This is a genomic window from Streptococcus mitis, from assembly GCF_902159415.1.
GTDB classification, from domain to species: Bacteria; Bacillota; Bacilli; order Lactobacillales; family Streptococcaceae; genus Streptococcus; species Streptococcus mitis_BG.
On record NZ_CABGJU010000001.1, the window covers coordinates 424159 to 448149 of the forward strand.

Here is a 23991-nt window from a genome sequence, read left to right on the forward strand (position 1 = left end):
TTATACAGATATTCTTACTGTTTACCATTAATATTCTATTGATAACTAGAAAGAGTAGGTATGTATTCAACACAAAATAAAAAAGAAAAAATTCTCTTATTTTTAAAAATCTTTTTTCCAATCTTGATTTATCAATTTGCTAACTATTCCGCATCATTCATAGATACAACCATGACTGGGCAATATGATACGCTTAATTTAGCTGGTGTCTCTATGGCGACAAGTCTTTGGAATCCCTTTTTTACATTTTTAACTGGGATTGTCTCTGCTTTGGTGCCAATTATTGGACAGCATCTTGGTCAGGGTAAAAAGAATGAAGTTGCATCAGATTACTATCAATTTATGTATTTATCCCTTGGCTTGTCTCTCATTCTTTTTTCCTTGGTATTTTTAGCAGCTCCAGTAGTTCTTCAAAATATGAGTTTAGAGTCTGCTGTTAAAGATATAGCAATTCGTTATTTACGCTTGTTAGCCATTGGTATCATACCACTTTTACTATTCAGTGTAGTACGTTCACTTCTAGATTCCTTAGGAATGACAAAACTTTCCATGTATTTGATGCTTCTCTTACTTCCTCTCAACAGCGGATTTAATTATTTATTAATTTATGGTAAATTAGGATTTCCTGAGTTAGGTGGAGCAGGGGCAGGATTAGGAACTTCACTAGCTTACTGGTGTGTCCTATTCATTTCTCTTTACGTTTTACAAAAACATGAGAGGCTTAAGGAGTTTAAACTGAATCAATTATCTCCTTTAAACCTAGAAAAGATAAAGGAAGGGATTGTCTTAGGATTACCAATCGGTGGTACTGTTTTTGCAGAAGTGGCTGTCTTTTCAGCTGTTGGCTTAATAATGTCAAAATTTTCATCTTTCATTATTGCCAGTCACCAGTCAGCTATGAACTTTTCTAGTTTAATGTACGCATTTCCTATGAGTATTTCTACAGCTATGGCAATCGTAGTCTCTTACGAAGTTGGTGCAAAACGATTTAATGATGCTAAACAATACATACGCATAGGTCGTTTACTAGCATTCGTTTTTGCTGGTTTAACTCTTTCTTTTCTTTATTTGTATAGAGAAGCAGTAGCAGGACTTTATGGCCAAGATCCAGATTTTATCGCCCTAACAGCAAATTTTTTAACCTATAGTTTATTCTTCCAACTAGCCGATACATTTGCAGCTCCTCTTCAAGGTATTTTACGTGGGTACAAGGATACTGTAATTCCATTCTATCTTGGTATTCTAGGATACTGGGGAGTAGCAATCCCCCTTGGTTTAGCTTTAGATTTTTATACCTCATTAGGAGCATATTCTTATTGGATTAGTTTGATTGTAAGTTTAATTATAAGCGGTATTCTGTATCAATGGCGTTTGAAACACATTCTAAAGATTATTTCTCAATAAAATGATTTCAATCAAATAGACAAATATAAACTAAAAACCCTAAACTAAGTTTAGGGTTTTCGTAATTTAAATTATGTAAAATTTATAAACTGTCTAAAGCATTTTTTTGTTCATCATTTACGATATGGGTATATAAATCCGTGACTTGCGTGCTTGCATGTCCAAGTTGATGGCTGACCAAAACCTGTGATTTGGTTGCATCATATAGTCGAGTTGCGAGTGTATGGCGAAGTTTATGAGGAGTAACACGGACTTTGAAGTCTTCAGAATACTTGGCTACCATTTTTTCTACGCTAGAAGCATCAATTCGATTAGGAACACCACGATAAAGGGTTAGAAAGAGAGCTGTATCTTTTTTTTCTGTTTTATATCTTTTATCTCGAATAGCAAGATATTGTTCAAGATATGGTTTTGCAAAGGCAGCAATATTAACAGAGTCTCGTTTTCCACCTTTTCTTGTTACATCAATGACCATCATTTTAAGGTTCAAATCTCTAACATCAAGATTAACTGCTTCAGATAAACGAACTCCTGAGGCTAAAAGTAGGGCAATAATAGCTAAATCACGCTCTTTATTTTTATTAAATGAAGATAATGCGCGATTTGATAGACTTTTAGGGTATTCCAGGTCTATATAATTTAAAAAACCTTCAGTTTCATTCCCAAGAAATAGTTTTTGCTTAATATTCTCAGCTCTAGCTGCTAAGGTTTCTTTCTTTTTCTTGGTAGCAACCTTTTTCATGACATTTCGGTAGAAATAAGGTTCCCCTTGTTCATTTTCAACCTCTTCAGTCAAGTACTTATAGAGACTAGAAAGGGCAGAAAGGGTACGGTTAATGGTTGTTTGAGAAACCCCGTTTTTCGTCGTATTAGCATTGAGCAGAGGACGTTCACGTAAGTAAAGAATAAAGGATTCCATGTCTTTCTTGGTCATGCGCTCCAGAACGTCTAAGGGAATATTGGCCATGGTGTCAGCATCCGATATACCAGATTCCAAGACCCAGGTGAAAAATCGATCGTATTCTTTTAAGTATTCATATAGGGTTGTAAAGCTATAAGGAACAGCTAGTTTAGATTGATAATATTCCAACACGTACCAAGGCATGAGTTGTTTAAGTTTATCAATTCGTTCCAATAAAATCTCACGTTTCATGTTTTTCTCCAAATCTTTCTATACTAGTAGTATAGCATATCCAGATATTTTTTTCAAGAAAATTATAGTTTTTCGGAAAGATGTTATAGGGGATATTTAGGAATGTTCAAATAAGCTATACAATTCTAAAAACCATCTAGATTCGCTAAGTAAATAATTGATCATTAATTTATTGACTTAAAAATTTCTAAAGCTTCTACAGTTTAATCGATTACAATATAAAAACTCGATACCATTATTTAGGAATCGAGTTTTGATTCATATGATTTGGTCTATCATTTTAATTACTAGTTTTTGACCAACTATATATACGGAGACATAACATAAGTTATGTAAACTGCTAATTCTACAACAATAAATCTTTAACTTTTCCAATTTCATTTTTTGGAATTACGAGATGGATCATATCACCTAGATACATCCTTGTAGAACCATTAACTGTCTTACTTTTCCCATTATGTACTTGGGTTGTGATGAGTACGTTATGAGGTAAATTGAGTTCATGTACTTGCTTACCAGCTATTTTGTCTGATACTGGAATTTCAATTAGGGTAACTTCTCCATCATCAGTTGCTGATTCAGGTAACATTTTTTCTAGCATGGCTTCATAGACAGGCGCCCCTTTGAGCAGATCCATAACAATATAGGCAACTAGTGTCACCATACCTAAAGGCATGAGATTACGGATATCTCCGACCATCTCAGTCACAAGAATCATAGCTGTCAAAGGTGCTTTTGAGATAGCACCAAAATACCCACTCATTCCAAGAATCACAAAGATAGGAAATTGCTGCTGGCTAGCAAGGCCAAGATTGACACAAATAACACCGACCAGAGCTCCAAGTAAGGATCCTAAAGCTAAAATAGGTAGGAAAATTCCACCAGGAAGTCCACTTCCGTAACTAATCATGCTCCAGATAAAGCGAATGATGAAGTAAAGGAAGAGAATTTTAAAACTAAAATCCTGTTCTGTTAAGGATAAAACAACTTGATTTCCCCCACCAAGTATTTGTGGTAGGAAGATTCCTACTGGAATGATAAGGAGAAAGGCTAGAATAGGATAATAGGCCTTATCCAGCTGAATCTTTTGACCAATCCAATCATATACTTTTCCGACATTCAGAACTGCTTTTTCATATAGATATCCAGAAACTCCAAGAAAAATCCCCATAACCAGATAAATCCAATATTGACTCAAACTCATGTGAGGAATATTATCAGGCATATCAAGCACAGGTGTTAAGCCAAAGATGAGAAGGGAAACAAAGTTTGCTACTAGACTAGCAGCCAAGGTAGAAACCCAGAAGAATCGTGAAAAATGGTGATAAACTTCTTCTACTACAAATAATAACCCCGCAATCGGTGCATTAAAGGCTGCAGCAAGTCCAGCAGCAGCTCCGCTAGCAATCAAAGAACGCTCCTCAACAGGGCTAGACTTGAGCCATTTAGCAATTCCTTTTCCTCCTACGGCACCTAGCTGAATACTGGGACCTTCACGACCTAGCATAAGCCCACTCGCAATTGCCAAGATACCTAGAATGTATTTCTTCCAGAGGACACTCCACCAATTGAGAGACATGAGACCTTTTAACTCTGCTTCAACTTGAGGAATACCGGAACCTTTAATATCTTTTTCTGAGCGTGTTAATTTGGCACTAAGTAAGCAAATGAGGATATAAAACAATAAAATGATCAATAGATTTCGAAGTAGATTTTCTTGGTCTTGATAAAATCCTTGAACGATTTGAAAGCCTTTTTCGATCAAAAATCGAAATGATCCTACAATAATTCCTACGACTAATCCGACAATAATACCTCGCCCTACTTGAGCTAAGATCGTACTGGACGCGAAGGCAAATTCTTTCTTGGAACTAAGTTTTTCCGATTGTTCCTCCATAATTCTCTCCTTTAATTATCTTTTACTAGTTTCTGAAACGATCGTTTTAATCGGTTCAAAACTGGTGCGATGAATAGATGTGACACCGTGTTTTTCAATTCCTTCTAGATGCTTAGCAGTTCCATAGCCAGCATTTTGAGCAAAATCATAGCCTGGAAATTCTTCGTCATAGTTAGCCATGATCTTATCTCTGGTAACTTTAGCTATAATCGATGCTGCTGCAATAGATAAGGAGTTGGCATCCCCTTTGATGATGGATGTCTGAGAATTCGGCAAATCCAACTTCATAGCATCAATCAAAAGATGTTCTGGCTGAGGTTCAAGTTGTGAGATAGCTTCCTTCATGGCTAGTTTAGTCGCAACGTAGATATTGACTTGGTCAATGACATGATTGTCCATAACCCCTATACCGATTGCTAAAGCATTATCCTTAACGGCTTGAAAAATCTCCTCGTGTTTTTTCTTAGGAATTTTTTTACTGTCATTTAAACCTTTAATTTTACAATTTTGAGGTAAAATCACTGCAGCAGCAACAACAGGTCCAGCCAAAGGACCACGTCCAACTTCATCTACACCAGCAATGAAGCTGATGCCTTGAGCGTAAAGCTCTTTTTCATAGGATAACATAGATTCCAGGCGAAGCTCTTCATCCATTTCTACTTGGATGGCTTTTTTACGCTTCTGAATTTCTTTTTGTACGCCTGCTCGTGAATCTTTTTCAAATTCCTTAAAAAAGGGACTTTCAAGATCAGTTATCTTTGCTAATACTTCTTTTATTTCTTTAATCGTTACCATTGAGATCATCCAATGTATCTAAGGTATAGTTACCAAGTTTTCCATCACGAACTTCTTTAACAAAGAGATTGTAAAAACGATCGTAATCATCACGGAAACCAAGGATACGCGTCATATCCATGATAATTTCTGGAGCCTCATCGTCTAGATTCATTTGTTTGAAACGTTCTTGAAGTCTTTCTGGGTAATGATTTTTAAAATAATTGATACCAAAAATAGTCACTTCATCCATTGGCAGCAATTGGTCTTTGATAGCTCCAGTCAATGCAAGCTTGAGTGCAACAGTTTCATCTTCAAATTTTGGCCAGAGAATTCCTGGAGTATCCAAAATTTCTAAATCCTTATTGGTTTTAAGCCATTGCTGGCCTTTTGTCACACCAGGCTTGTTACCAACTACAGCAATTTTCTTACCAGCTAAACGGTTCATCAGAGTCGATTTACCAGCGTTTGGAATCCCGATAATCATGGTACGCAAGGTTTCGATTTGAATACCACGCTCTTTCTGACGAGCAATCTTATCTGCCATCAGCTTTTTAGCTGCTTCTGTAACCACTTTAACTGTAACTTGCTCTTTTGAATTTATAGCTAGCGTTTGGATTCCTTGCGCTTCAAAGTGTTGACGCCATTCTTTTGTAAGGATTGGGTCAGCAAGATCTGCCTTGTTTAAAATCAGGAGTCTCGGTTTATCTCCTACAATTTTACTCAGCATTGGATTTTGACTTGACAAAGGCAAACGTGCATCTACTAAAATTGTCACAAAATCAACAAATTTTAAATTTTCCTGAACCTGTCTTCTCGCTTTTGACATATGGCCAGGAAACCATTGAATAATAGCCATTCTGTTTCCTTTTCTTCATACAAACTTAATCAATAAATCATAGATGATTACTGACTATTTTACCATAATTTAGCTAGATTTGCAGAATGTTAGACAATCAAAAGATTAGAAAAGCCCCTCTTAAAGAAGTGGGGCTTTGGAAATTTTATTGGTGAATAGCTTGTGCTGCAGTGATGAGAGTAAGATTATAAACGTCATCTGAGCTACATCCACGTGAAAGGTCATTAACTGGCTTATTCAAACCTTGTAAAACAGGTCCTACAGCTGAGAAACCACCTAGACGTTCTGCAATCTTGTAACCGATATTTCCTGCTTCGATACTTGGGAAGATGAAGACAGTTGCTTGTCCAGCCACTTTACTTCCTGGAGCTTTCAAAGCAGCTGTTTCAGGGTGGAAGGCTGCGTCAAATTGCAATTCTCCATCAATTTCAAGGTCAGGACGCAATTCGTGTGCACGTTTAGTAGCTGCTACCACTTTATCAACATTTTCACCGAAACCAGAACCTTTACTTGAGTAACTCAACATTGCAATTTTTGGCTCGATACCAAACATTTTAGCTGTGATTGCTGAGTTAATAGCAATTTCAGCTAGGGCATCAGCATCAGGATTAATGTTGATTGCACAGTCTCCGAAAAGATAACGTTCTGAACCACGAGTCATTAAGAAAGCACCTGAAGTACGAGTTACATTTGGACGAGTTTTAATGATTTGAAGTGCTGGACGAACAGTTGCAGCAGTTGAGTGAAGTGCACCTGAAACCATACCGTCAACCAAGCCCATATAAACTAGCATAACACCAAAGTAGTTAACGTCTTCACGCAAGAGTCTAGCAGCTTCTTCCTCTGTTATCTTACCGTTACGACGTTCTACAAGAGAAGCAACCATTTCGTCAAATTTATCGTAATGATCTGGGTCGATGACTTCATAACCCTCATGAATTCCTTCGATTTCAAGGTAGATTTTGATTTTTTCAGGTTTACCAAGCAATACTGGGATAACATCTGTTTCTTTCACCAAACGTTTTGTAGCTTGGAGGATACGAGGTTCTTTCCCTTCAGGGAGAACAATGCGTACATTTTTACCAACCAGGTTGGTCTTTAGACTTTCAAAAACTTCCATGAGTTTTCTCCTTTAATATTAATTAATTGATAACTTAGTTATTAAATTCTTAAAATCATCTGGCAGTGGAGATGATATTTCCAACTGTTCTTCAAGAAAAGGATGATAAAAAGATAAGAAATGGCAATGTAGCGCTTGACGCTGTATGCCATGCTCTAAACTTCCACCATAGAGGTCATCTCCAAGTAAGGGAAAACCAATATGTGAAAAATGAACACGGATTTGGTGTGTTCTCCCAGTATGCAATCGAATGTCGACTAAATGTATGTCACCATAGGCTGCTATGACCTTGTATTCTGTGTGAGCATATTTACCACCTTTGGCTACACGCCTTGTGATGATAGAATTTTCGTCTCTCGCAATGGGAGCTATGATATTTCCTTCTGGTTCTAAAACACCTGCTCCTTTTACAAGAGCAAAGTACCGTTTTTCGATACTTTTTTTCTGAAGTTGTCTATCTAGCCTTGCATGCGCATAGCCGTGTTTAGCAAAAAGCATCAATCCAGAGGTATCTCTATCAAGCCGTGTCACAATATGAACCTGCTGATTCTCATAAGCTTGTTTTACGTAGTAACCTTTAATAAAATTAGCAATAGTATTTGAGTGATTAACACTAGGAATAGAGGCCACCCCAAATGGTTTGTTTAGAATTAGAAAGTGATCATCTTCAAACAAAATATCCAAGGGATAATCTATGGCTTCCAGTGTTTCAAACCCTTCCTCTGGAGGAATGTCAATCACTACTTGATCCCCAATATCTAATAAATAGGTTGCATTTTGTGATTGGTCATTAACTCGAATATCTCCACCTCGAAATTTAATTTTAGCCAACAAGCCTTTGGAGACTTCATGTTTTCTGAGAAAGGTTTTTATCTTTACGTGCTCATCAGCAATAAACTCAAACCTCATTGTTCATCAACCTCGCCGATAAAGGCATCCTTTACACGGTTCCAGAAACTTGTGTGACTTGGAGTTGCCACGAAGTTAATCTTGTGGTGATCAATCTGATATTCAATTCTTTCGATATTACGGAAAGAATAAATACTATTGTCAATAGAAATCGTATGATAGTCATTTCGAGTTGGAATAACTTCTATTTTATCCTTTTTAGGAACAATGATTGATGAACCTAAGGTACGATAGATCCGATTGTTAAGGCTAGCTATTTCAGCTAATTGAAGGGCTTCAATCGTCGGATGTAAGACTGCTCCACCGAGTGATTTATTATAGGCTGTACTTCCTGTTGGAGTTGATACAGTCAATCCATCTCCTCGAAAGCGTTCGAAAGGAACATGATTTATCACGACATCGGCAACCATAGTTCGATCAGCTCTTCGAATACTAGCTTCGTTTAGAGCACGGAAGACTTTTACTTCACCATTCTCTAGATAAATCTTGACATTTAATAATGGATACGAAACCTTAGCTCCTGTATCCAACTGTAAATTAGTAATTAGTTGATCTAATTCAAAATCTCTATAGTCAGTATAGAAACCAAGATGTCCCGTATGAACCCCTACAAAACGAACCTTATCTAACTGATCCTCATACTTGTGAAAAGCAGATAAAAGCATTCCATCTCCTCCAATGGAAATAACAATATCAGGATTTTTATCATTAAGTATGAAATGATTCTTTTTTAAGAGATCTTTTAGCTCGTATAAAACTCTTCTACTTTGAGGCTTACGGTTGGCGATCAGATCAACCCTTTTACCTGTATTCTTCATCTGTATCGTCACTATTTCCTACCCCGTCATTTAATTTCCGATGCAAAGGATCAAAGAGTGCTTGTGCTTCTTGAATATCATATCGAATCTTGCTCATTTCCTCATCTAACTGGTGAGAAATTCTAGCTGTAATTTCCAAGCGTTCCTTTATTTCTTCTGGAAAATCTCCTTGATATTTATAGTTGAGAGAGTGTTCAATTGTAGCCCAAAAATTCATGGCCAAGGTACGGATTTGAATTTCAGCTAAAATTGTCTTTGAACCGTTAATCGTATCAACTGTGTACTCGATGATTAGATGATAAGAACGGTATCCTGAAGCTTTACGATGTTTGATGTAGTCACGTTCTTGAATAATTCTCATGTCCTGTCTTTTACGCAGAATTGAGACAACTTCTTGAACGTCATCTACAAACTGAACCATAACTCGTAAGCCAGCAATATCTTGTAAATCTTGTTCTAAGGTATCACAGCTAATTCCACGACGAATCATTTTTTCTTTGATACTTTCGATAGGTTTAACACGTCCCGTTACAAATTCAATTGGTGAATGTCTATTTTGCTTACGGTACTGTTTTCGAATCCCTCGTAGTTTAATTTTTAACTCGCCAACAGCTTGAATGTAAGGATCTAAAAATTCTTCCCATTCAGTAATCATATATGTTATAGATTCACCTCTCTTTAGCTACAATATTCATTTACTCTTTGATTTTCATGCAAAAATCATATACAATAAATACAGTTATTATTATACCATAAATCGCTTTCAAACAAAATAAAAGGTTCTCAAAATGAAACATTTAGAAATAGAATTAAAAACTCTTCTAAAAAAAGAAGACTATATAAAATTAAAGGAATATTTTTCAGATATTACTCCTATTACTCAAAATAACTACTACATAGATACTTGTGACTATAAGCTACGTAGCAATAAGATAGCCATGCGTATTCGGACTTTTGAAGATAGTGCTGAATTAACTATTAAAATTCCTCAAGATGTAGGTAATATGGAATACAATCAGAAACTTAGCCTTGAGGAAGCTGGCAACGCTATAGATCAAGCTCTTATTCCCGACGGTTTAGTCCTTCAGGAATTAAGAAATCGTGGTATTCAAATTACAGACTGGCTTGTTTTAGGGTGTTTAACGACCGTTCGTTATGAAAAAGAGACAGACATTGGTCTAATGGCTCTTGATGAAAGTCTCTATTTTGATGTAACTGATTATGAACTCGAATTAGAAGTTGCTGACGAGGCTAAGGGAACTATTGATTTTATAGCTTTTTTAGAAAAAAATCATATAGAATATCAGAAAGCACCATCTAAATTAGTTCGATTTATAGAAAAAAGTAAAAAAGACTGAAAATATCTACTTTTTTTGGTAGAATAGAAGGGATAAAAATAATTGAAATCTTTTTCATAGAAACTTTAATAATGTATTGTTTAATTTTTAAAACAATACATTATTAACTGTTTTTGGGTATAAGATTCAGATAATTATAGAGGACGGTTTATCAATGTCAGATACAAAAAACATGAAGCTTTTCGCTCTTAATTCCAATAAGGAAATTGCACAAAAGATTGCAGATGCTGCTGGAGTACCTCTCGGTAGAATTTCTTCTCGTCAGTTCTCTGATGGAGAAATTCAAGTCAATATCGAAGAAAGTGTTCGTGGATATGATGTTTATATCATTCAATCTACTTCTTATCCTGTTAGCGATCATTTGATGGAACTTTTAATCACAGTTGATGCCTGTGTCCGTGCTAGTGCAAACACCATTAACGTTGTTCTTCCATATTTTGGTTATGCACGTCAAGATCGTATTGCTTCTTCTCGTGAGCCTTTGACAGCTAAACTAGTTGCTAACATGTTGGTAAAAGCAGGCGTAAGCCGTGTACTTACTTTGGACTTACATGCTGTTCAGGTACAAGGTTTCTTCGATATCCCTGTTGACAATTTATATACAGTTCCTCTATTTGCTAAACACTATTGTGATAAAGGACTTGTTGGACCAGATGTGGTTGTCGTTAGTCCTAAAAACTCTGGTGTTAAACGTGCTCGCAGTCTTGCTGAATACCTTGATGCTCCAATCGCAATTATCGACTATGCTCAGGATGATTCAGAACGTAACCAAGGTTATATTATCGGTGAAGTTGAAGGTAAAAAAGCTATCCTAATCGATGACATTTTAAATTCTGGTCGTACATTCTCAGAAGCAGCTAAAATTGTTGAACGAGATGGTGCTACTGAGATTTATGCAGTTTCAAGCCATGGACTATTTGTTGATGACGCTGCAAATTTATTGGATGCTAGCAATATTAAAGAAATTCTTGTTACTGACTCAGTGGCTACTCAAGGTAAAACCCCTAAGAATGTAAAATACATCACTGCAAGTGAGTTAATTGGTGATGCTATGGTACGTATTCATGAGAGAAAACCGGTTAGTCCACTATTTAAATAAATAGAAAAGGTGATCTTTTGATTTATTTGGATAATGCTGCCACGACTCCAATGTCACCAGCAGCTATTTCTGCTATGACACAAGTCATGCAAGATATTTATGGAAATGCTTCAAGTATTCACAGTCATGGTCGTCAAGCTGGCAAATTATTACGACAAGCTCGCCAAGACTTGGCTGAATTATTAAGTACGAAACCTCAACATATTTTTTTCACTGCTGGAGGTACAGAGAGTAACAATACAGCTATTATTGGTTACTGCCTCAGACACCAGCACAAAGGAAAACATATTATCACTACCGCTATCGAACATCACTCTGTTCTTGAACCAATCGAGTATCTTGTAGAAAATTTTGGTTTTGAAGTGACTGTTTTGCAACCTTATGACCAGGAGATTACTGCTAAACAAGTAAAAGATGCACTTCGTGATGATACTATTCTAGTATCTACCATGTATGTAAATAATGAAACTGGAACTATTTTGCCGATTACTGAAATTGGAGAGGTCGTTAGAAATCACTCAGCTGTCTATCACGTAGATGCTGTTCAGGCTGTAGGTAAACTAACCATCAAACCAGAAGAGTTAGGAATTGACTTTCTTTCAGCGTCTGGGCATAAATTCCATGGGCCAAAAGGCGTAGGTTTCCTTTATGCTTCTAATATGGACTTTGATTCCTATATCCATGGTGGAGATCAGGAACATAGAAAAAGAGCAGGTACAGAAAATCTTCCAGCAATCGTAGGAATGGTAGCTGCCATTAAAGAAGAATTATCTAAACAAACTGAAAACTATCAAGCTGTACAAAGATTGCAGGACCTATTTCTAACTAAGATTAGTAGCTTGAACTACTACATCAATCATGGGAAAGAGCAACTTCCTTATGTCCTAAACCTTGGTTTTCCAGGGCAAAAAAATGATTTGCTTCTACTTCGAATGGACTTAGCTGGCATTTCTATTTCTACAGGTTCAGCATGTACAGCAGGAATTGTACAAACAAGTCATGTACTAAAAGCTTTTTATGGAAATGATTCACATCGACTTCAAGAGTCTGTCCGAATTAGTTTGTCACCTCAGAATACTGATGAAGAGATCATTCAACTTGTAAACACATTAAAAGAAATAATTGGAGATTAATAAATGGCATTTGAAAAAACTATTCAACTTAAAAATTGTCGTTACGAATACACTATCAGCCCTTCTATTAAAAAATTTACACTTAAAGATAACACTTTTTATGAAACTAAGGTTGGTAACTATGAATTAACTCGCCTTCTTGAGAAAGTTCCAAATAGTGGCGAAGGCTTCCAACTTAAGATTGTTATTAACAAAGACCTAACAGGTGCTAAAATCAATATTACTGATAAGTTCGGCTTACGCTTGGTTGACATCTTCAAATCTGAAGATCATAAAATCCATCAAGAAAAGTTCTATTTCTTAATGGATAGTTTGGTAGAACGTGGTGTATTTACCAAAACCGAAAAATAGAAAGATAGAATAATGTTTCGACTAACCTATTTAGATGCTTATCAAGTTGAACGGACTTTATCTTATCAAGATTATGATGAACTAATGCTATCCTTATCAGGATGTGTTACATTACCGGATTTCTATGAAGTGACTTCGCTAAGCTATCAGGATAAAATCATTTATCGCGGATATATTGGAGACTTGTATCGTTTTTTAACGACTTTTGATGTAAAAAAGATAAACTAAGATATTTCTTAGTTTTTTCTTGTATATGTTGCTTTTCTCACAAAGTTACTATAAAATAGAATATAGAAAGGTTGTGATATTGTGAAAGAAAAACAATTTGATATTCCGAAGGCCACAGCGAAAAGACTTTCTCTATACTACAGAATTTTTAAACGTTTCAATGGGGAAAGAATGGAAAGAGTTAATTCTAAACAGATTGCTGAAGCTATTGGCATCGACTCTGCAACTGTTAGACGTGATTTTTCATACTTTGGTGAGCTTGGGCGTCGAGGATTTGGATATGATGTCAACAAACTAATGACATTTTTTGCTGATCTTTTAAATGACAATTCAGTCACCAATGTTATGTTAGTAGGTATTGGGAATATGGGGCACGCGCTCCTCCACTATCGTTTCCATGAACGCAATAAAATGAAAATTATTATGGCTTTTGATTTGGACGAACATCCAGAAGTCGGAACAGTTACAGAAGATGGTATCCCTATTTACGGTATTTCCCAAATTAAAGATAAAATCAAAGATGCTGATGTAAAAACTGCTATCTTGACTGTCCCTAGTGTAAAATCACAAGAAGTTGCAAATCTCCTGGTTGATGCAGGTATTAAAGGGATACTCAGTTTTTCTCCCGTACACCTTCATCTACCTAAAGATGTTGTCGTGCAATATGTTGATTTGACTAGTGAATTGCAAACTCTCCTCTATTTTATGCGTAAAGAGGATTAGAAAGCGAAATCATTTATGAAAAAACCAATTATTGGGATTACAGGAAATGAAAAAGCCCATCCTGACGATGAGCTTATGATGAGTTATGCTGCCAAAGGCTTTGTTGAAGGTGTTAAAGAAGCTGGAGGAATCCCCATTATCCTACCAATTGGTGATGAAGAAATAGCTAGTTACTACATTAGCTTAATAGATAAATTGATCCTAACTGGTGGACAAAATGTAGACCCAAAGTACTATGGCGAATCAAAGACTATCGATAGCGATGACTATCATCTTCAAAGAGACGTTTTTGAGCTAGCACTCATCAAAGAAGCCATCAAACAAAAGAAACCTATTTTCTCTGTCTGTCGTGGAACTCAACTCTTTAATGTCGCTATGGGTGGTACTCTCTATCAAGATATTGAGGATCATTGGCAGGATACTTCTGCTGAGTATACAACTCAGAGACTAATTACTGAACCAGACACTATTCTTCGAGAAATCTATGGGGAAATTTCTCATATCAACTCTTTCCACCATCAAAGCATTAAAGATTTAGCTTCGAATCTAAAGGTTGTAGCTCATGATCCTAAGGACGGTATTATCGAAGCTGTTACAACTACGGACGGCTTCCCTTATCTTGGTGTTCAATGGCATCCAGAATTTCTTTTTGAGAATCGTCCTAAGGACAAAGAACTCTTTAACTATATCGTGAATGAATTGTAAAACCTGTATCATATACAGGTTTTTTATATCATATCCGTCTTCTCGCGGTAACTAAAATAATCAGAATGAGAGACAATTAAATGGTCCAATAAGACCAATCCCATTAATTCGCAGGCTTCTTTAACAAGCTTCGTAACATGGTCATCATTGGGGCTAGGAACTACTGCTCCTGATGGATGATTATGAACCAGAATCACAGATGTTGCCATATGCTTCAAAGCATAGTGGAGAATTTCTCTCGGTTCAGCAATGCTTCTCGTGGCAGACCCGATAAAAATGGTCTGCTGGTGAATAATTTGATTTTGAGTATTCAGATAGAGCGCCACTAGGTGCTCTTGTTTTTTATCTCCAAGCTCAGACTGCATCTTTTTAGCTAATTTACGACTGCTAAGAATACTCTCCATTTCCACTGTTTCCCTTTTATGGATACGGTAGCCTAATTCAATAACGGCTTGTAATTCGATAGCCTTTACACGTCCAATACCTGATAAAGTCTGCAATTCCTGTAGAGTCATTCTTTTTAAGTCCGTTAAGCATGTTAGCTGATTTAAGACCTTCTGGGCAATTTCAAAGACATTGGCTTGTTTGGTACCTGTCCTTAATAATATAGCCAATAATTCCTGATTGCTTAGCGCTCCTACTCCTTCTCTTACTAATCTTTCTCTAGGTAAGAGAGAATCTTCTTGAAATGAAATACTATACATAAAAATCCTCCTCACTTTATTATTCGTGAGAAGGATGCTTAATTTCATAAAAACTAGTTATTTTTAGATTTTTTCAAGTGCAAGACGCAAATCTTCAATCAAATCATCGACATTTTCAAGACCGATTGAAAGTCGGATTTGATTTTTTGTTACTCCTGCTGCTTCTAAGTCAGAATCAGACAACTGAGCATGGGTTGTAGTTGCCGGATGAACGACTAATGATTTGGCATCTGCCACATTGGCTAGGTTTGAAAAGATTTCTAAGTTGTCAATCACTTTACGAGCTTCTGCTTCTCCACCTTTAACATGGAAGGTAAAAATTGAACCAACACCTTTTGGTAAATATTTCTCCGCCAAGGCATAATAAGGGCTATCAGCTAATTTTGGATAATTAACTTTTTCAACTTTAGGATGGTTCACTAGGAAATCAACAATTTTTTCAGCATTTTGAACATGACGTTCAACACGGAGAGATAGTGTTTCAAGACCTTGTAGGAGCAAGAATGAGTTAAATGGTGAAAGGGCAGCTCCCATATCGCGAAGCAATTGAACACGAGCAGCAACGATGAAGGCTGCAGCACCTACATCACGAGTATAGCTTAAATTATGGTAGCTCGGATCTTCATTGACGAATTGAGGGAATTTCCCTGAAGCTGCCCAGTCAAACTTCCCACTATCAACGATAACACCACCGATAGTTGTTCCATGTCCTCCGATAAACTTAGTAGCCGAGTGAACTGAGATATCTACACCGTGAGAAAAGACATTGATGAGATAAGGGGTTGCGAAAGTATTGTCAGCAACCAAAGGAATTTGGTGTTTGTGAGCTATTTCAGCAATCTTTTCGATATCTGGAATGTTGATAACGGGATTTCCCAAAGTCTCAATCAAAACAAGTTTGGTATTTTCCCCAATTGCTGCTTCTACTTCTTCTAGATTATCAATATCTACAAAAGTTGTGGTAATGCCATATCGAGGAAGGGTTTCTTTCAAAAGGTTAAAGGTCCCACCGTAGATAGTTGAAGCTGCAACAACATGATCACCTGCGTGAGCAAGACCAAGAATAGTGTAAGTAAGAGCTGCCATTCCAGAAGCTGTGGCAAGAGCACCAACACCACCTTCAAGAGCTGCAATACGCTCTTCAAAGGCTGAAGTTGTTGGGTTAGTGATACGAGTATAGATATTACCAGCTTTCTGAAGGGCAAAAAGGTCTGCACCCTCCTGTGTATCTTCAAATACAAAAGATGTTGTTTGGTAAATTGGTACAGCACGAGACTTGGTAGTCGTATCTACCACTTGTCCTGCATGCAATTGTAGGGTTTCAAATTTAAATTCACGAGTCATCATCAGACCTCCAAAGATTTCATTACATTCATTGTATCATCTGTGTCTGGAAGTTACAAATACAACTTTATTATACATTGGCATAAGAAACAGCTATGACATTTATTAGAATTGAAAAACTTTTTTCAGATAGTTTAAAAAGTTTGTATTCACTATTCCTATACTTTATAATGAATATAAAGGAGAAGACTATGTCAGAAAATACACATGAAATTGATTCAAACTTCGCTAGTCGTTTAAATATTCTACGTGCTGGTGTGCTAGGAGCCAATGACGGGATCATTTCCATCGCTGGAGTTGTTATCGGGGTTGCCAGTGCAACAAGTAATATCTGGATAATCTTTCTTTCAGGTTTGGCTGCCATTTTAGCGGGTGCCTTCTCTATGGCTGGAGGTGAATATGTTTCAGTATCTACTCAAAAAGACACTGAAGAAGCCGCTGTAGCTCGTGAACAATTACTTTTGGATAAGGATATCGAGGCTGCAAAGAAATCTCTCTATGCTGCTTATCTTCAAAATGGTGAGTGTGAAACTTCAGCTCAACTTTTAGTCAATAAAGCTTTTCTTAAAAATCCACTTAAAGCCTTAGTTGAGGAAAAATACGGAATCGAGTATGAAGAGTTTACTAATCCTTGGCATGCTGCGGCATCTAGCTTTATCGCTTTTGTTCTTGGTAGCCTAGCCCCAATGCTTTCTATTATCATCTTTCCAAGCGACTATCGAATCCCTGCTACTGTTTTTATCGTTGCGATTTCTCTATTGATTACAGGTTATACCAGTGCCAAACTTGGGAAAGCCCCAACTAAAACAGCTATGATTCGTAACCTTTGTATCGGTCTTTTGACCATGGGAGTTACCTATCTATTGGGTCAGTTGTTTAGTATTTAAAAAAGATACCTCAAGGTATCTTTTTTGCTTGTCAGAATGTAAAGATTTAATAAAAATTACCAAAACCAACCTTCGTCATCCTTGATTGGTTCAGCTTCTTTGATTTTGCGTGGTCCTGTTCCGTACATTTCTGCTTCGATATCTTCCTTGGTTGGCAAGATAGAGGCTAGGATGATGTAGATGATGATTCCAAGTCCGAAGTTTGCGATTGTAAAGATAGCAAAAATGAAGCGTACAAGAGTAACATCAAGATCCCATTTATCAGAGAGTCCAGCAAGCACTCCTGATATCATACGATTTCGTCTCATTTTGTAAAATTTTTTATTCATAGTTTGTACCTCTTTCGGTATTCTTGAAATAAGTATAACATGAACTAAAACACCCTGCATCAGTCCTTAGGCGGATTTTGCAAAATGAGTTTACCACGACAGAGACCACAACGATAACGTTTGGTATCAATTCGTCGCTTTCGTTGATAGGTTTGGTGACAAGTCTGACAAGTATAGACTAGAGCTGGTGTTTGACTAACACTTGATAAGGGAGGAACAAAGCGGAGCCCGTCTACTTCTTTTAACAGTTTCTTAAAGGCTACATCTTTATGTTTATACCCCTTGCCCTCATAGTATAGATGATAATGACAGAGTTCGTGACGGACAATTTTCCGAAAAACCTCTAAACCAAGTTCTTGATAGACTTTGGGATTAAAATCCAAATGCCCATCCGTAGGGAAAAATCGTCCACCTGTCGACCGTAAACGACTGTTCCATTGAGCCTCGTGGTTAAAAGGTTTCCCAAAATCTTCTAAAGAAACTTGTCTGACGTAATTAGTTAGATTCATCTGGTGCAAGGAGCGACAGATTTACTTTTTCGCGTTGAACATCGATTTTCTTAACCCAAACGGTTACCAAATCACCAACTGAAACGACTTGACTTGGATGTTTGATATAATTCTTACTCATGTGAGAGATATGAATCAGACCATCCTCATGAATACCAATGTCCACAAAGGCTCCGAAATCAACGACATTGCGAACAACTCCTTCAAGTTTTTGCCCAACTTTTAAATCCTTGATATCCAAAACATCCTGACGAAGGACTGGGGCATCAAAAGAATCACGGAAATCACGACCTGGTTTTAGAAGGTCTGCAATAATATCCTTAAGAGTTTCTTGACCGAGGTCTAGCTCTTGTGCCATTTCCTTAATTGAAATAGATTTGAGTTTGGCTTGCGCTTCTTCATCTAGGTTTTTAATGTCCAAACGTTTGAAGAGTTCTTTTACAGCAGCATAGTTTTCTGGGTGAACACCTGTGTTGTCAAGGATATTGCTACTTTCAGGGATACGGAGAAAACCTGCAGCCTGCTCAAAAGCCTTAGCACCTAGACGAGGAACTTTCTTGATTTGGGCGCGTGAAGTGATTTTACCTTCTTCTTCTCGATACTTAACGATATTTTCAGAGATGGTTTTGTTAAGTCCTGCTACGTGTGACAGTAGTGCTGGACTAGCTGTATTGATATTGACACCGACTTGGTTAACGACTGTATCCACAACAAAGTCAAGACTTTCAGACAGTTTCTTTTGACTAACATCGTGCTGATATTGACCGACACCGATGGATTTGGGGTCGATTTTAACCAACTCAGCAAGTGGGTCTTGCAAGCGACGAGCAATCGAAATAGCAGAGCGTTTCTCAACGGTTAAATCAGGAAACTCTTGACGAGCAAGTTCACTAGCTGAGTAGACAGATGCACCGCTCTCATTTACAATGACATAGCTGACCTCAGGAAAATCTTTAAGTACTTCAGCTACAAAGGCTTCGCTCTCACGACTAGCAGTACCATTACCGATAGCAATGATTTCCACACCATATTGGCCAATTAAATCTGCCAGATCTCTCTTTGCTTCTTCAATCTGACGAGCTGAAGCTGGTTTAACGGGATAAATGACTTGCGTTGTCAGCATCTTCCCAGTCGCATCTACAACTGCAAGCTTGGCACCTGTACGAAAGGCAGGGTCAAATCCAAGGACCACGCGCCCTTTAAGAGGTGCAACAAGGAGAAGATTTCGAAGGTTTTCTGAGAAGAGTTGGATAGCTCCTTCTTCTGCCTTTTCTGTTAGCTCAGTGCGAATACGACGCTCAATAGCTGGTAATACTTTTTTCTTAACAGATTGCTGAATAACTTCGTCAATATAAGCATTCTTAACTTTAAAACGACCACTAAAGAAAGATAGAATACGATCAATCGCATGCTCAAAGCTAATTTTCAAAATGCCTAGCTTCTCCCCCCGATTAAGGGCAAGCGTACGGTAACCTTGCATGTTTGCAACTGTCTCTGAGAAATCGTAATAAATCTGAAAGACTTGTTTTTCATCAATACTCTCATCTTTGACTTGAGAAGTAATCTTAGAGCGTCTAAGTACCTCTTGATATGTCATTGCACGTAAATGAACATCCTCGGATAGTGCTTCAACCAAGATGTCTACAGCCCCAGCCAAAGCTTCTTGAGGAGTTTCGAAACCTTCACAGACAAATGCTTCTGCTTCTTTTTCTAGGTTAGAAACATTTTGTAAAATTAAACGAGCAAGTGGAAAAAGTCCAGCCTCACGCGCAATCGTTGCCTTGGTCCGACGTTTCTCCTTATAGGGAAGATAGAGTTCTTCTACATCTGCGAGTTTTTCAGCTGCTAGAATTGCTTCTTCTAACTCCTTAGTTAGCTTGCCTTGCTCTTTTATTTTTACTAATACTGCTTCCTTACGATCATTTAGAGCAGTTAAACTCTTATCGAGGTCGATAATAGCCTTAATGGCTACCTCATCTAGACTTCCTGTCATATCTTTCCGATAACGGGCGATAAAGGGGATAGTTGCTCCTTCTGCTGTCAAAGACAAGACAGTATCAATCTGCTTTAAAGTTACACCCAAATCTTGGGAAATTTTTTCATATTTTTTATCCATGAAACTATTATACCATAAGGAAGAAAGCTTGTTTTCATTAATTTGTTGCTTTATTTCAACTTTATAAAGATAAAATCCATGTTTATTTTAAAATCCATCCATTTCTCAGAAATAATAGTATAATAGAGGTAACATGAAGAATCGAGGTATGCCCAATGGCTGTTAAATTTACAAAAACCGATGACTTAGATAAAATGTTCGAAGAATTCGCCAAGCTTCCTGACTTGAAGCAAGTGACTTTCCCAGACGATAAAGAAAAGAAAGATAAGGCTGAAAAGAAAAAATAGATGACCTTCTTTCAATCTCTACCCTCTAGTCTTTTACAAGCAGGCGCTATTTTTCTATCAATTATCATTGAAGCCTTGCCCTTTGTCTTAATTGGTAGCATCATCTCTGGTGTCATTGAAGTCTATGTCACTCCTGAAAAGGTCTATAAATTTCTCCCTAAAAATCGCTTGGGGAGAATCTTTTTTGGTACCTTCATCGGTTTTCTCTTCCCTTCTTGCGAATGTGGAATCGTTCCCATCATCAATCGTTTCTTAGAGAAAAAAGTTCCTAGCTATACGGCTGTTCCGTTCTTGGTCACAGCTCCTATCATAAATCCCATCGTCCTTTTTGCGACCTATTCAGCCTTTGGTAATTCTATTCAAATGGTTATCCTAAGAATTTTGGGAGCCATTCTAGTGGCTACTATATTGGGTATATTTCTTGGTTTTGTCTGGGAGGAACCTATTCAAAAAGAAAATAGACTGGCTTGCCATGAGCATGATTTTTCTCACTTGAGCAAAAGTCAAAAATTACTTCAGGTCTTTATCCAGGCTATTGATGAATTTTTTGATATGGGGCGTTACTTGGTCTTTGGTTGTCTTTTTGCCAGCATTGTCCAGGTCTATGTACCAACTCGAATCCTGACATCTATCAGTGCGTCTCCACTGCTTGCGATTGTTCTTCTGATGGTTTTATCTTTCCTACTATCACTCTGTAGTGAAGCGGATGCCTTTATCGGTTCTTCTCTTCTATCAAGTTTTGGGCTCGCTCCTGTATTAGCCTTTCTGGTTATAGGTCCCATGCTTGATGTTAAAAATCTACTCATGATGAAGAATTATCTCAAAGGTCGCTTTATTTGGCAGTTCATGACAATAGTCACTCTTGTTGTTCTTGTCTATTCTTATCTAGTCGGGGTGATGCTATGATTCGCTTTCTTATTCTATTTAGCTATTTTATCTTAAGCCTTTATCTGTACCTTTCAGGTAAGCTTAATCAGTACATAAACCTCCACTACTCTTATCTGGCTTATATCACAATGGGTTTGTCTTTGTTACTAGCCATTGTTCAAGCCTATCTTTGCTTCAAGCGTTTGAAAGAACATAGTCACTTACATAGTTTTTCAGCTAAGCTTGCTAGTTTTGTCCTCTTAAGTTTACCCTTGTTAGTTGGATTTACATTTCCAACTGTCACTCTGGATTCACAAACAGTATCGGCAAAAGGATATTATTTCCCTTTGTCGGAAGGAACTGACAAGGCAATCCAAGCAAGTGAAGGAACGAGCAGTCAGTTTCTTAAGCCGGATACCAGTCGCTTTTATTCACAAACAGCTCATGAAAATATTATTCGGAAGAGTGCTGATAAATACTTAGCTCAATCTAGTATAGTTATCAATGATGAAAACTACCTGGAGGTCATGGAAGCTATCTATGATTTTCCAAACGAATTTGAAGGCAAGGAAATCGAGTTTATTGGCTTTATCTACAACGATCCAAATCATACCAATAGTCAATTTGTTTTTCGCTTTGGTATCATGCACTGTATCGCTGATTCAGGAGTTTTTGGCCTTTTGACTACAGGAAACACCAATCATTATGAAAATAACACTTGGGTGAAAGTTAAAGGTAAGATTAGGAATCACTATCACAAAGAACTCAACCAAGTCCTCCCAACCCTTGAAGTCCAGTCCTTTATCAAAGTGGATAAACCCGAAAATCCTTATGTTTACAAAGAATTTTAAAAAGTAGCCTGAATGGGCTACTTTTTCTTGTTTAGTAAGCTTTTAACTTCTTGTGCTCCGATCTGATCGCCAGCTTTTTCAAAAAGTTCGATAGCTTGTAAAAAATTCTCTTGCGATTTTTCTGAATTTTCAGCAGAATAAATCTCACCTAAACCTCTATAGGAACAGGCTTGAGCTATCAGATCATCTGTTTGTAATGCCAAATCTAAAGACTCTTTCATAAAGCTTTCTGCCTCTTCTATGTTTCCCAACTTTAAACGAAGGTAGCCTTGTTCATAGTTGTTGACAGAAACTTTCAAAGTATCATTAGGAAAATATTCTTTTATAATTTCCATTTCCTTATCGATATAGACTAGAGCTTTTTGAAAATTCCCCATCTCCCTGTACACCATAGCCAACTGATGGTAACCAACATGTTCATTTTCTTGTTCACTTTTAGTTTGAGCTAAGTCAATATAAGACTGGTAGATTCTTAAACACTCCTTATAATTTTGTTCTTCAAGGTAGATATATCCCATCAAATTTAATAAACTAAAATTCGTGCACGTTTCTAATGAAAATTTAGCTTCTACTAACTTTTTCGCTTCTTCAATCTTTCCTTCAAATAATAATTGCCATGCTTGATCCATTAAATGTGTCCTATCTATCCTAAAATGGTAATGACCTAAACTAAAATTATAAACAATTATTTCACAATATCTTTATACATGTCTGGTCTTCTATCTCTAAACAGACCCCAGTTCAGACGCTCATTTGCTCCTTTATCAAGGTCATAGGTAGTTAAGAGGATTGCTTCACCTTGTCGTTCGGCTTGACTTAAAATAGCTCCAGTTTCATCAGTCATAAAGGATGAACCGTAGAAGTTCAGACTGGAACTTTGTCCCCCATTTTCTTCACAAGGAGTGACTTCTTCCAAACCATAACGATTGGCTGCGATGACCGGCACAATATTTGCTGCTGCATGTCCTTGCATGGTACGTTGCCAATGACCACAGCTATCTGTATCCAAAATCGGCTCCGAACCAATGGCTGTTGGGTAAAAGAGCAATTCTGCGCCATTTAGGGCAAGGCAACGGGCTGTTTCAGGGAACCACTGATCCCAACAGATGCCAATACCAATCTTTGCATAGCGAGTGTTCCAGACATTGAAACCAGTATTTCCAGGGGTAAAGAAGAATTTCTCCTGATAATAATGGTCATCTGGTATATGAGTTTTACGATAAACGCCCAGTACTTCTCCATCTGCATCAATGACAGCAATGGAATTGTATAAAACATTACCATCTTTTTCATAGAAACTGATTGGTAAAACGACCTTTAGTTCCTTGGCAATCACTTTAAAATGCTGAATAGCCGTATTTTCTGCCACCGACTGGGCATACTGGTAGTAGTCATACTGACGCTCCTGACAGAAATAGGGACGTTCAAATAATTCTGGTAAAAGAATGATCTGGGCTCCTTGCTCAGCAGCTTGACGAACTAAACGTTCAGCTGTTTGGATATTGGTTTCCACATCCTTAGCGCACTGCATCTGAATGGCTGCAACCGTTACATTTCTCATCTTCT

Annotated in this window: 27 protein-coding genes; 12 read left to right on the plus strand and 15 right to left on the minus strand. The window is 37.3% G+C overall.

Annotated features, from left to right (window positions below; all coding sequences use genetic code 11):
- The first annotated feature begins 60 nt into the window (after positions 1 to 60).
- Positions 61 to 1404: an MATE family efflux transporter gene (locus FN031_RS02120; protein ID WP_142557201.1), complete on the plus strand. Its 1344-nt coding sequence runs from the start codon at positions 61 to 63 to the stop codon at positions 1402 to 1404.
- 82 nt (positions 1405 to 1486) lie between these two features.
- Here FN031_RS02120 and xerS read toward each other — a convergent pair whose 3' ends face one another.
- The 8 genes from xerS to FN031_RS02160 form a co-directional block, all read right to left on the minus strand.
- Positions 1487 to 2557, minus strand: a complete 1071-nt coding sequence (xerS, locus tag FN031_RS02125) for a tyrosine recombinase XerS (protein ID WP_142557203.1) — start codon at positions 2555 to 2557, stop codon at positions 1487 to 1489.
- Between the two features lie 346 nt (positions 2558 to 2903).
- Positions 2904 to 4454, minus strand: coding sequence for a ClC family H(+)/Cl(-) exchange transporter (locus FN031_RS02130; protein ID WP_142557205.1), 1551 nt, complete (start codon positions 4452 to 4454; stop codon positions 2904 to 2906).
- Positions 4455 to 4469: 15 nt separating this feature from the next.
- Positions 4470 to 5249, minus strand: coding sequence for a ribonuclease HII (locus tag FN031_RS02135; protein WP_142557207.1), 780 nt, complete (start codon positions 5247 to 5249; stop codon positions 4470 to 4472).
- Positions 5236 to 6087, minus strand: coding sequence for a ribosome biogenesis GTPase YlqF (ylqF, locus tag FN031_RS02140; RefSeq protein WP_142557209.1), 852 nt, complete (start codon positions 6085 to 6087; stop codon positions 5236 to 5238). Before ylqF ends, FN031_RS02135 begins: the two co-directional genes overlap by 14 nt.
- 145 nt (positions 6088 to 6232) lie before the next feature.
- The gene (gene pta / locus FN031_RS02145; protein ID WP_142557211.1) at positions 6233 to 7207 is read right to left on the minus strand and encodes a phosphate acetyltransferase; all 975 of its coding nucleotides are present in this window, start codon (positions 7205 to 7207) and stop codon (positions 6233 to 6235) included.
- 18 nt (positions 7208 to 7225) lie between these two features.
- On the minus strand, positions 7226 to 8116 hold the full coding sequence (locus tag FN031_RS02150) for an RluA family pseudouridine synthase (protein ID WP_142557213.1): 891 nt from the start codon (positions 8114 to 8116) through the stop codon (positions 7226 to 7228).
- A complete protein-coding gene (locus FN031_RS02155; protein WP_142557215.1) occupies positions 8113 to 8934 on the minus strand; it encodes an NAD kinase in 822 nt (273 codons plus the stop codon). The genes FN031_RS02150 and FN031_RS02155 overlap by 4 nt, the downstream gene beginning before the upstream one ends.
- The gene (locus tag FN031_RS02160; RefSeq protein WP_142557217.1) at positions 8918 to 9589 is read right to left on the minus strand and encodes a GTP pyrophosphokinase; all 672 of its coding nucleotides are present in this window, start codon (positions 9587 to 9589) and stop codon (positions 8918 to 8920) included. The genes FN031_RS02155 and FN031_RS02160 overlap by 17 nt, the downstream gene beginning before the upstream one ends.
- Positions 9590 to 9722: 133 nt before the next feature.
- Between FN031_RS02160 and FN031_RS02165 the strand changes: the two genes are divergently transcribed.
- The 7 genes from FN031_RS02165 to FN031_RS02195 all read left to right on the plus strand — a co-directional run bounded on the left by FN031_RS02165 (position 9723) and on the right by FN031_RS02195 (position 14531).
- Positions 9723 to 10292, plus strand: coding sequence for a CYTH domain-containing protein (locus FN031_RS02165; protein WP_142557219.1), 570 nt, complete (start codon positions 9723 to 9725; stop codon positions 10290 to 10292).
- A 154-nt stretch (positions 10293 to 10446) separates the two neighbouring features.
- Positions 10447 to 11391, plus strand: coding sequence for a ribose-phosphate diphosphokinase (locus tag FN031_RS02170; protein ID WP_142557221.1), 945 nt, complete (start codon positions 10447 to 10449; stop codon positions 11389 to 11391).
- A gap of 17 nt (positions 11392 to 11408) precedes the next feature.
- Positions 11409 to 12524 carry a cysteine desulfurase family protein gene (locus tag FN031_RS02175; protein WP_142557223.1) on the plus strand — a complete coding sequence of 372 codons (1116 nt, stop codon included), beginning with the start codon at positions 11409 to 11411 and terminating at the stop codon, positions 12522 to 12524.
- Between the two features lie 3 nt (positions 12525 to 12527).
- On the plus strand, positions 12528 to 12875 hold the full coding sequence (locus FN031_RS02180; protein WP_075567563.1) for a DUF1831 domain-containing protein: 348 nt from the start codon (positions 12528 to 12530) through the stop codon (positions 12873 to 12875).
- Positions 12876 to 12887: 12 nt separating this feature from the next.
- Entirely contained in the window at positions 12888 to 13103 is a 216-nt protein-coding gene (locus FN031_RS02185; protein WP_075567562.1) for a DUF4649 family protein, read from the plus strand.
- Between the two features lie 81 nt (positions 13104 to 13184).
- Positions 13185 to 13826, plus strand: coding sequence for a redox-sensing transcriptional repressor Rex (locus FN031_RS02190; protein WP_142557225.1), 642 nt, complete (start codon positions 13185 to 13187; stop codon positions 13824 to 13826).
- A gap of 15 nt (positions 13827 to 13841) precedes the next feature.
- Entirely contained in the window at positions 13842 to 14531 is a 690-nt protein-coding gene (locus FN031_RS02195) for a gamma-glutamyl-gamma-aminobutyrate hydrolase family protein (RefSeq protein WP_142557227.1), read from the plus strand.
- Positions 14532 to 14554: 23 nt separating this feature from the next.
- On the opposite strand, the gene radC is transcribed toward FN031_RS02195, so the two are convergent.
- Both radC and FN031_RS02205 read right to left on the minus strand, forming a co-directional pair.
- Positions 14555 to 15235 (minus strand): RadC family protein, encoded by a 681-nt coding sequence (radC, locus tag FN031_RS02200; RefSeq protein WP_142557229.1) that lies wholly within the window; start codon positions 15233 to 15235, stop codon positions 14555 to 14557.
- A 63-nt stretch (positions 15236 to 15298) separates the two neighbouring features.
- Entirely contained in the window at positions 15299 to 16579 is a 1281-nt protein-coding gene (locus FN031_RS02205) for an O-acetylhomoserine aminocarboxypropyltransferase/cysteine synthase family protein (RefSeq protein WP_142558586.1), read from the minus strand.
- A 191-nt stretch (positions 16580 to 16770) separates the two neighbouring features.
- On the opposite strand from FN031_RS02205, the gene FN031_RS02210 reads away from it, so the two are divergent.
- Positions 16771 to 17466, plus strand: a complete 696-nt coding sequence (locus tag FN031_RS02210) for a VIT1/CCC1 transporter family protein (RefSeq protein WP_142557231.1) — start codon at positions 16771 to 16773, stop codon at positions 17464 to 17466.
- 56 nt (positions 17467 to 17522) lie between these two features.
- On the opposite strand, the gene FN031_RS02215 is transcribed toward FN031_RS02210, so the two are convergent.
- The 3 genes from FN031_RS02215 to FN031_RS02225 are packed head-to-tail and all read right to left on the minus strand — an operon-like array spanning position 17523 to position 20420.
- Entirely contained in the window at positions 17523 to 17795 is a 273-nt protein-coding gene (locus FN031_RS02215) for a PspC domain-containing protein (RefSeq protein ID WP_142557233.1), read from the minus strand.
- Positions 17796 to 17854: 59 nt separating this feature from the next.
- Complete coding sequence (locus tag FN031_RS02220) at positions 17855 to 18304, minus strand: SprT family protein (RefSeq protein WP_142557236.1); 450 nt, start codon at positions 18302 to 18304, stop codon at positions 17855 to 17857.
- Complete coding sequence (locus tag FN031_RS02225) at positions 18291 to 20420, minus strand: Tex family protein (protein ID WP_142557238.1); 2130 nt, start codon at positions 20418 to 20420, stop codon at positions 18291 to 18293. The genes FN031_RS02220 and FN031_RS02225 overlap by 14 nt, the downstream gene beginning before the upstream one ends.
- A 155-nt stretch (positions 20421 to 20575) precedes the next feature.
- Between FN031_RS02225 and FN031_RS09100 the strand changes: the two genes are divergently transcribed.
- Genes FN031_RS09100 through FN031_RS02240 form a run of 3 tightly spaced genes read left to right on the plus strand, consistent with a single transcriptional unit; the run spans position 20576 to position 22425 of the window.
- Positions 20576 to 20707, plus strand: coding sequence for an SPJ_0845 family protein (locus FN031_RS09100; RefSeq protein WP_000268695.1), 132 nt, complete (start codon positions 20576 to 20578; stop codon positions 20705 to 20707).
- A complete protein-coding gene (locus tag FN031_RS02235) occupies positions 20708 to 21613 on the plus strand; it encodes a permease (RefSeq protein ID WP_142557240.1) in 906 nt (301 codons plus the stop codon).
- Positions 21610 to 22425: a TIGR03943 family putative permease subunit gene (locus tag FN031_RS02240; RefSeq protein ID WP_142557242.1), complete on the plus strand. Its 816-nt coding sequence runs from the start codon at positions 21610 to 21612 to the stop codon at positions 22423 to 22425. Before FN031_RS02235 ends, FN031_RS02240 begins: the two co-directional genes overlap by 4 nt.
- A 17-nt stretch (positions 22426 to 22442) precedes the next feature.
- Here the strand turns inward: FN031_RS02240 and FN031_RS02245 are convergent, their stop codons facing one another.
- On the minus strand, positions 22443 to 23054 hold the full coding sequence (locus FN031_RS02245; RefSeq protein WP_142557244.1) for a tetratricopeptide repeat protein: 612 nt from the start codon (positions 23052 to 23054) through the stop codon (positions 22443 to 22445).
- A 56-nt stretch (positions 23055 to 23110) separates the two neighbouring features.
- Positions 23111 to 23986: an N-carbamoylputrescine amidase gene (gene aguB, locus FN031_RS02250; RefSeq protein ID WP_142557246.1), complete on the minus strand. Its 876-nt coding sequence runs from the start codon at positions 23984 to 23986 to the stop codon at positions 23111 to 23113.
- Positions 23987 to 23991 lie beyond the last annotated feature (5 nt).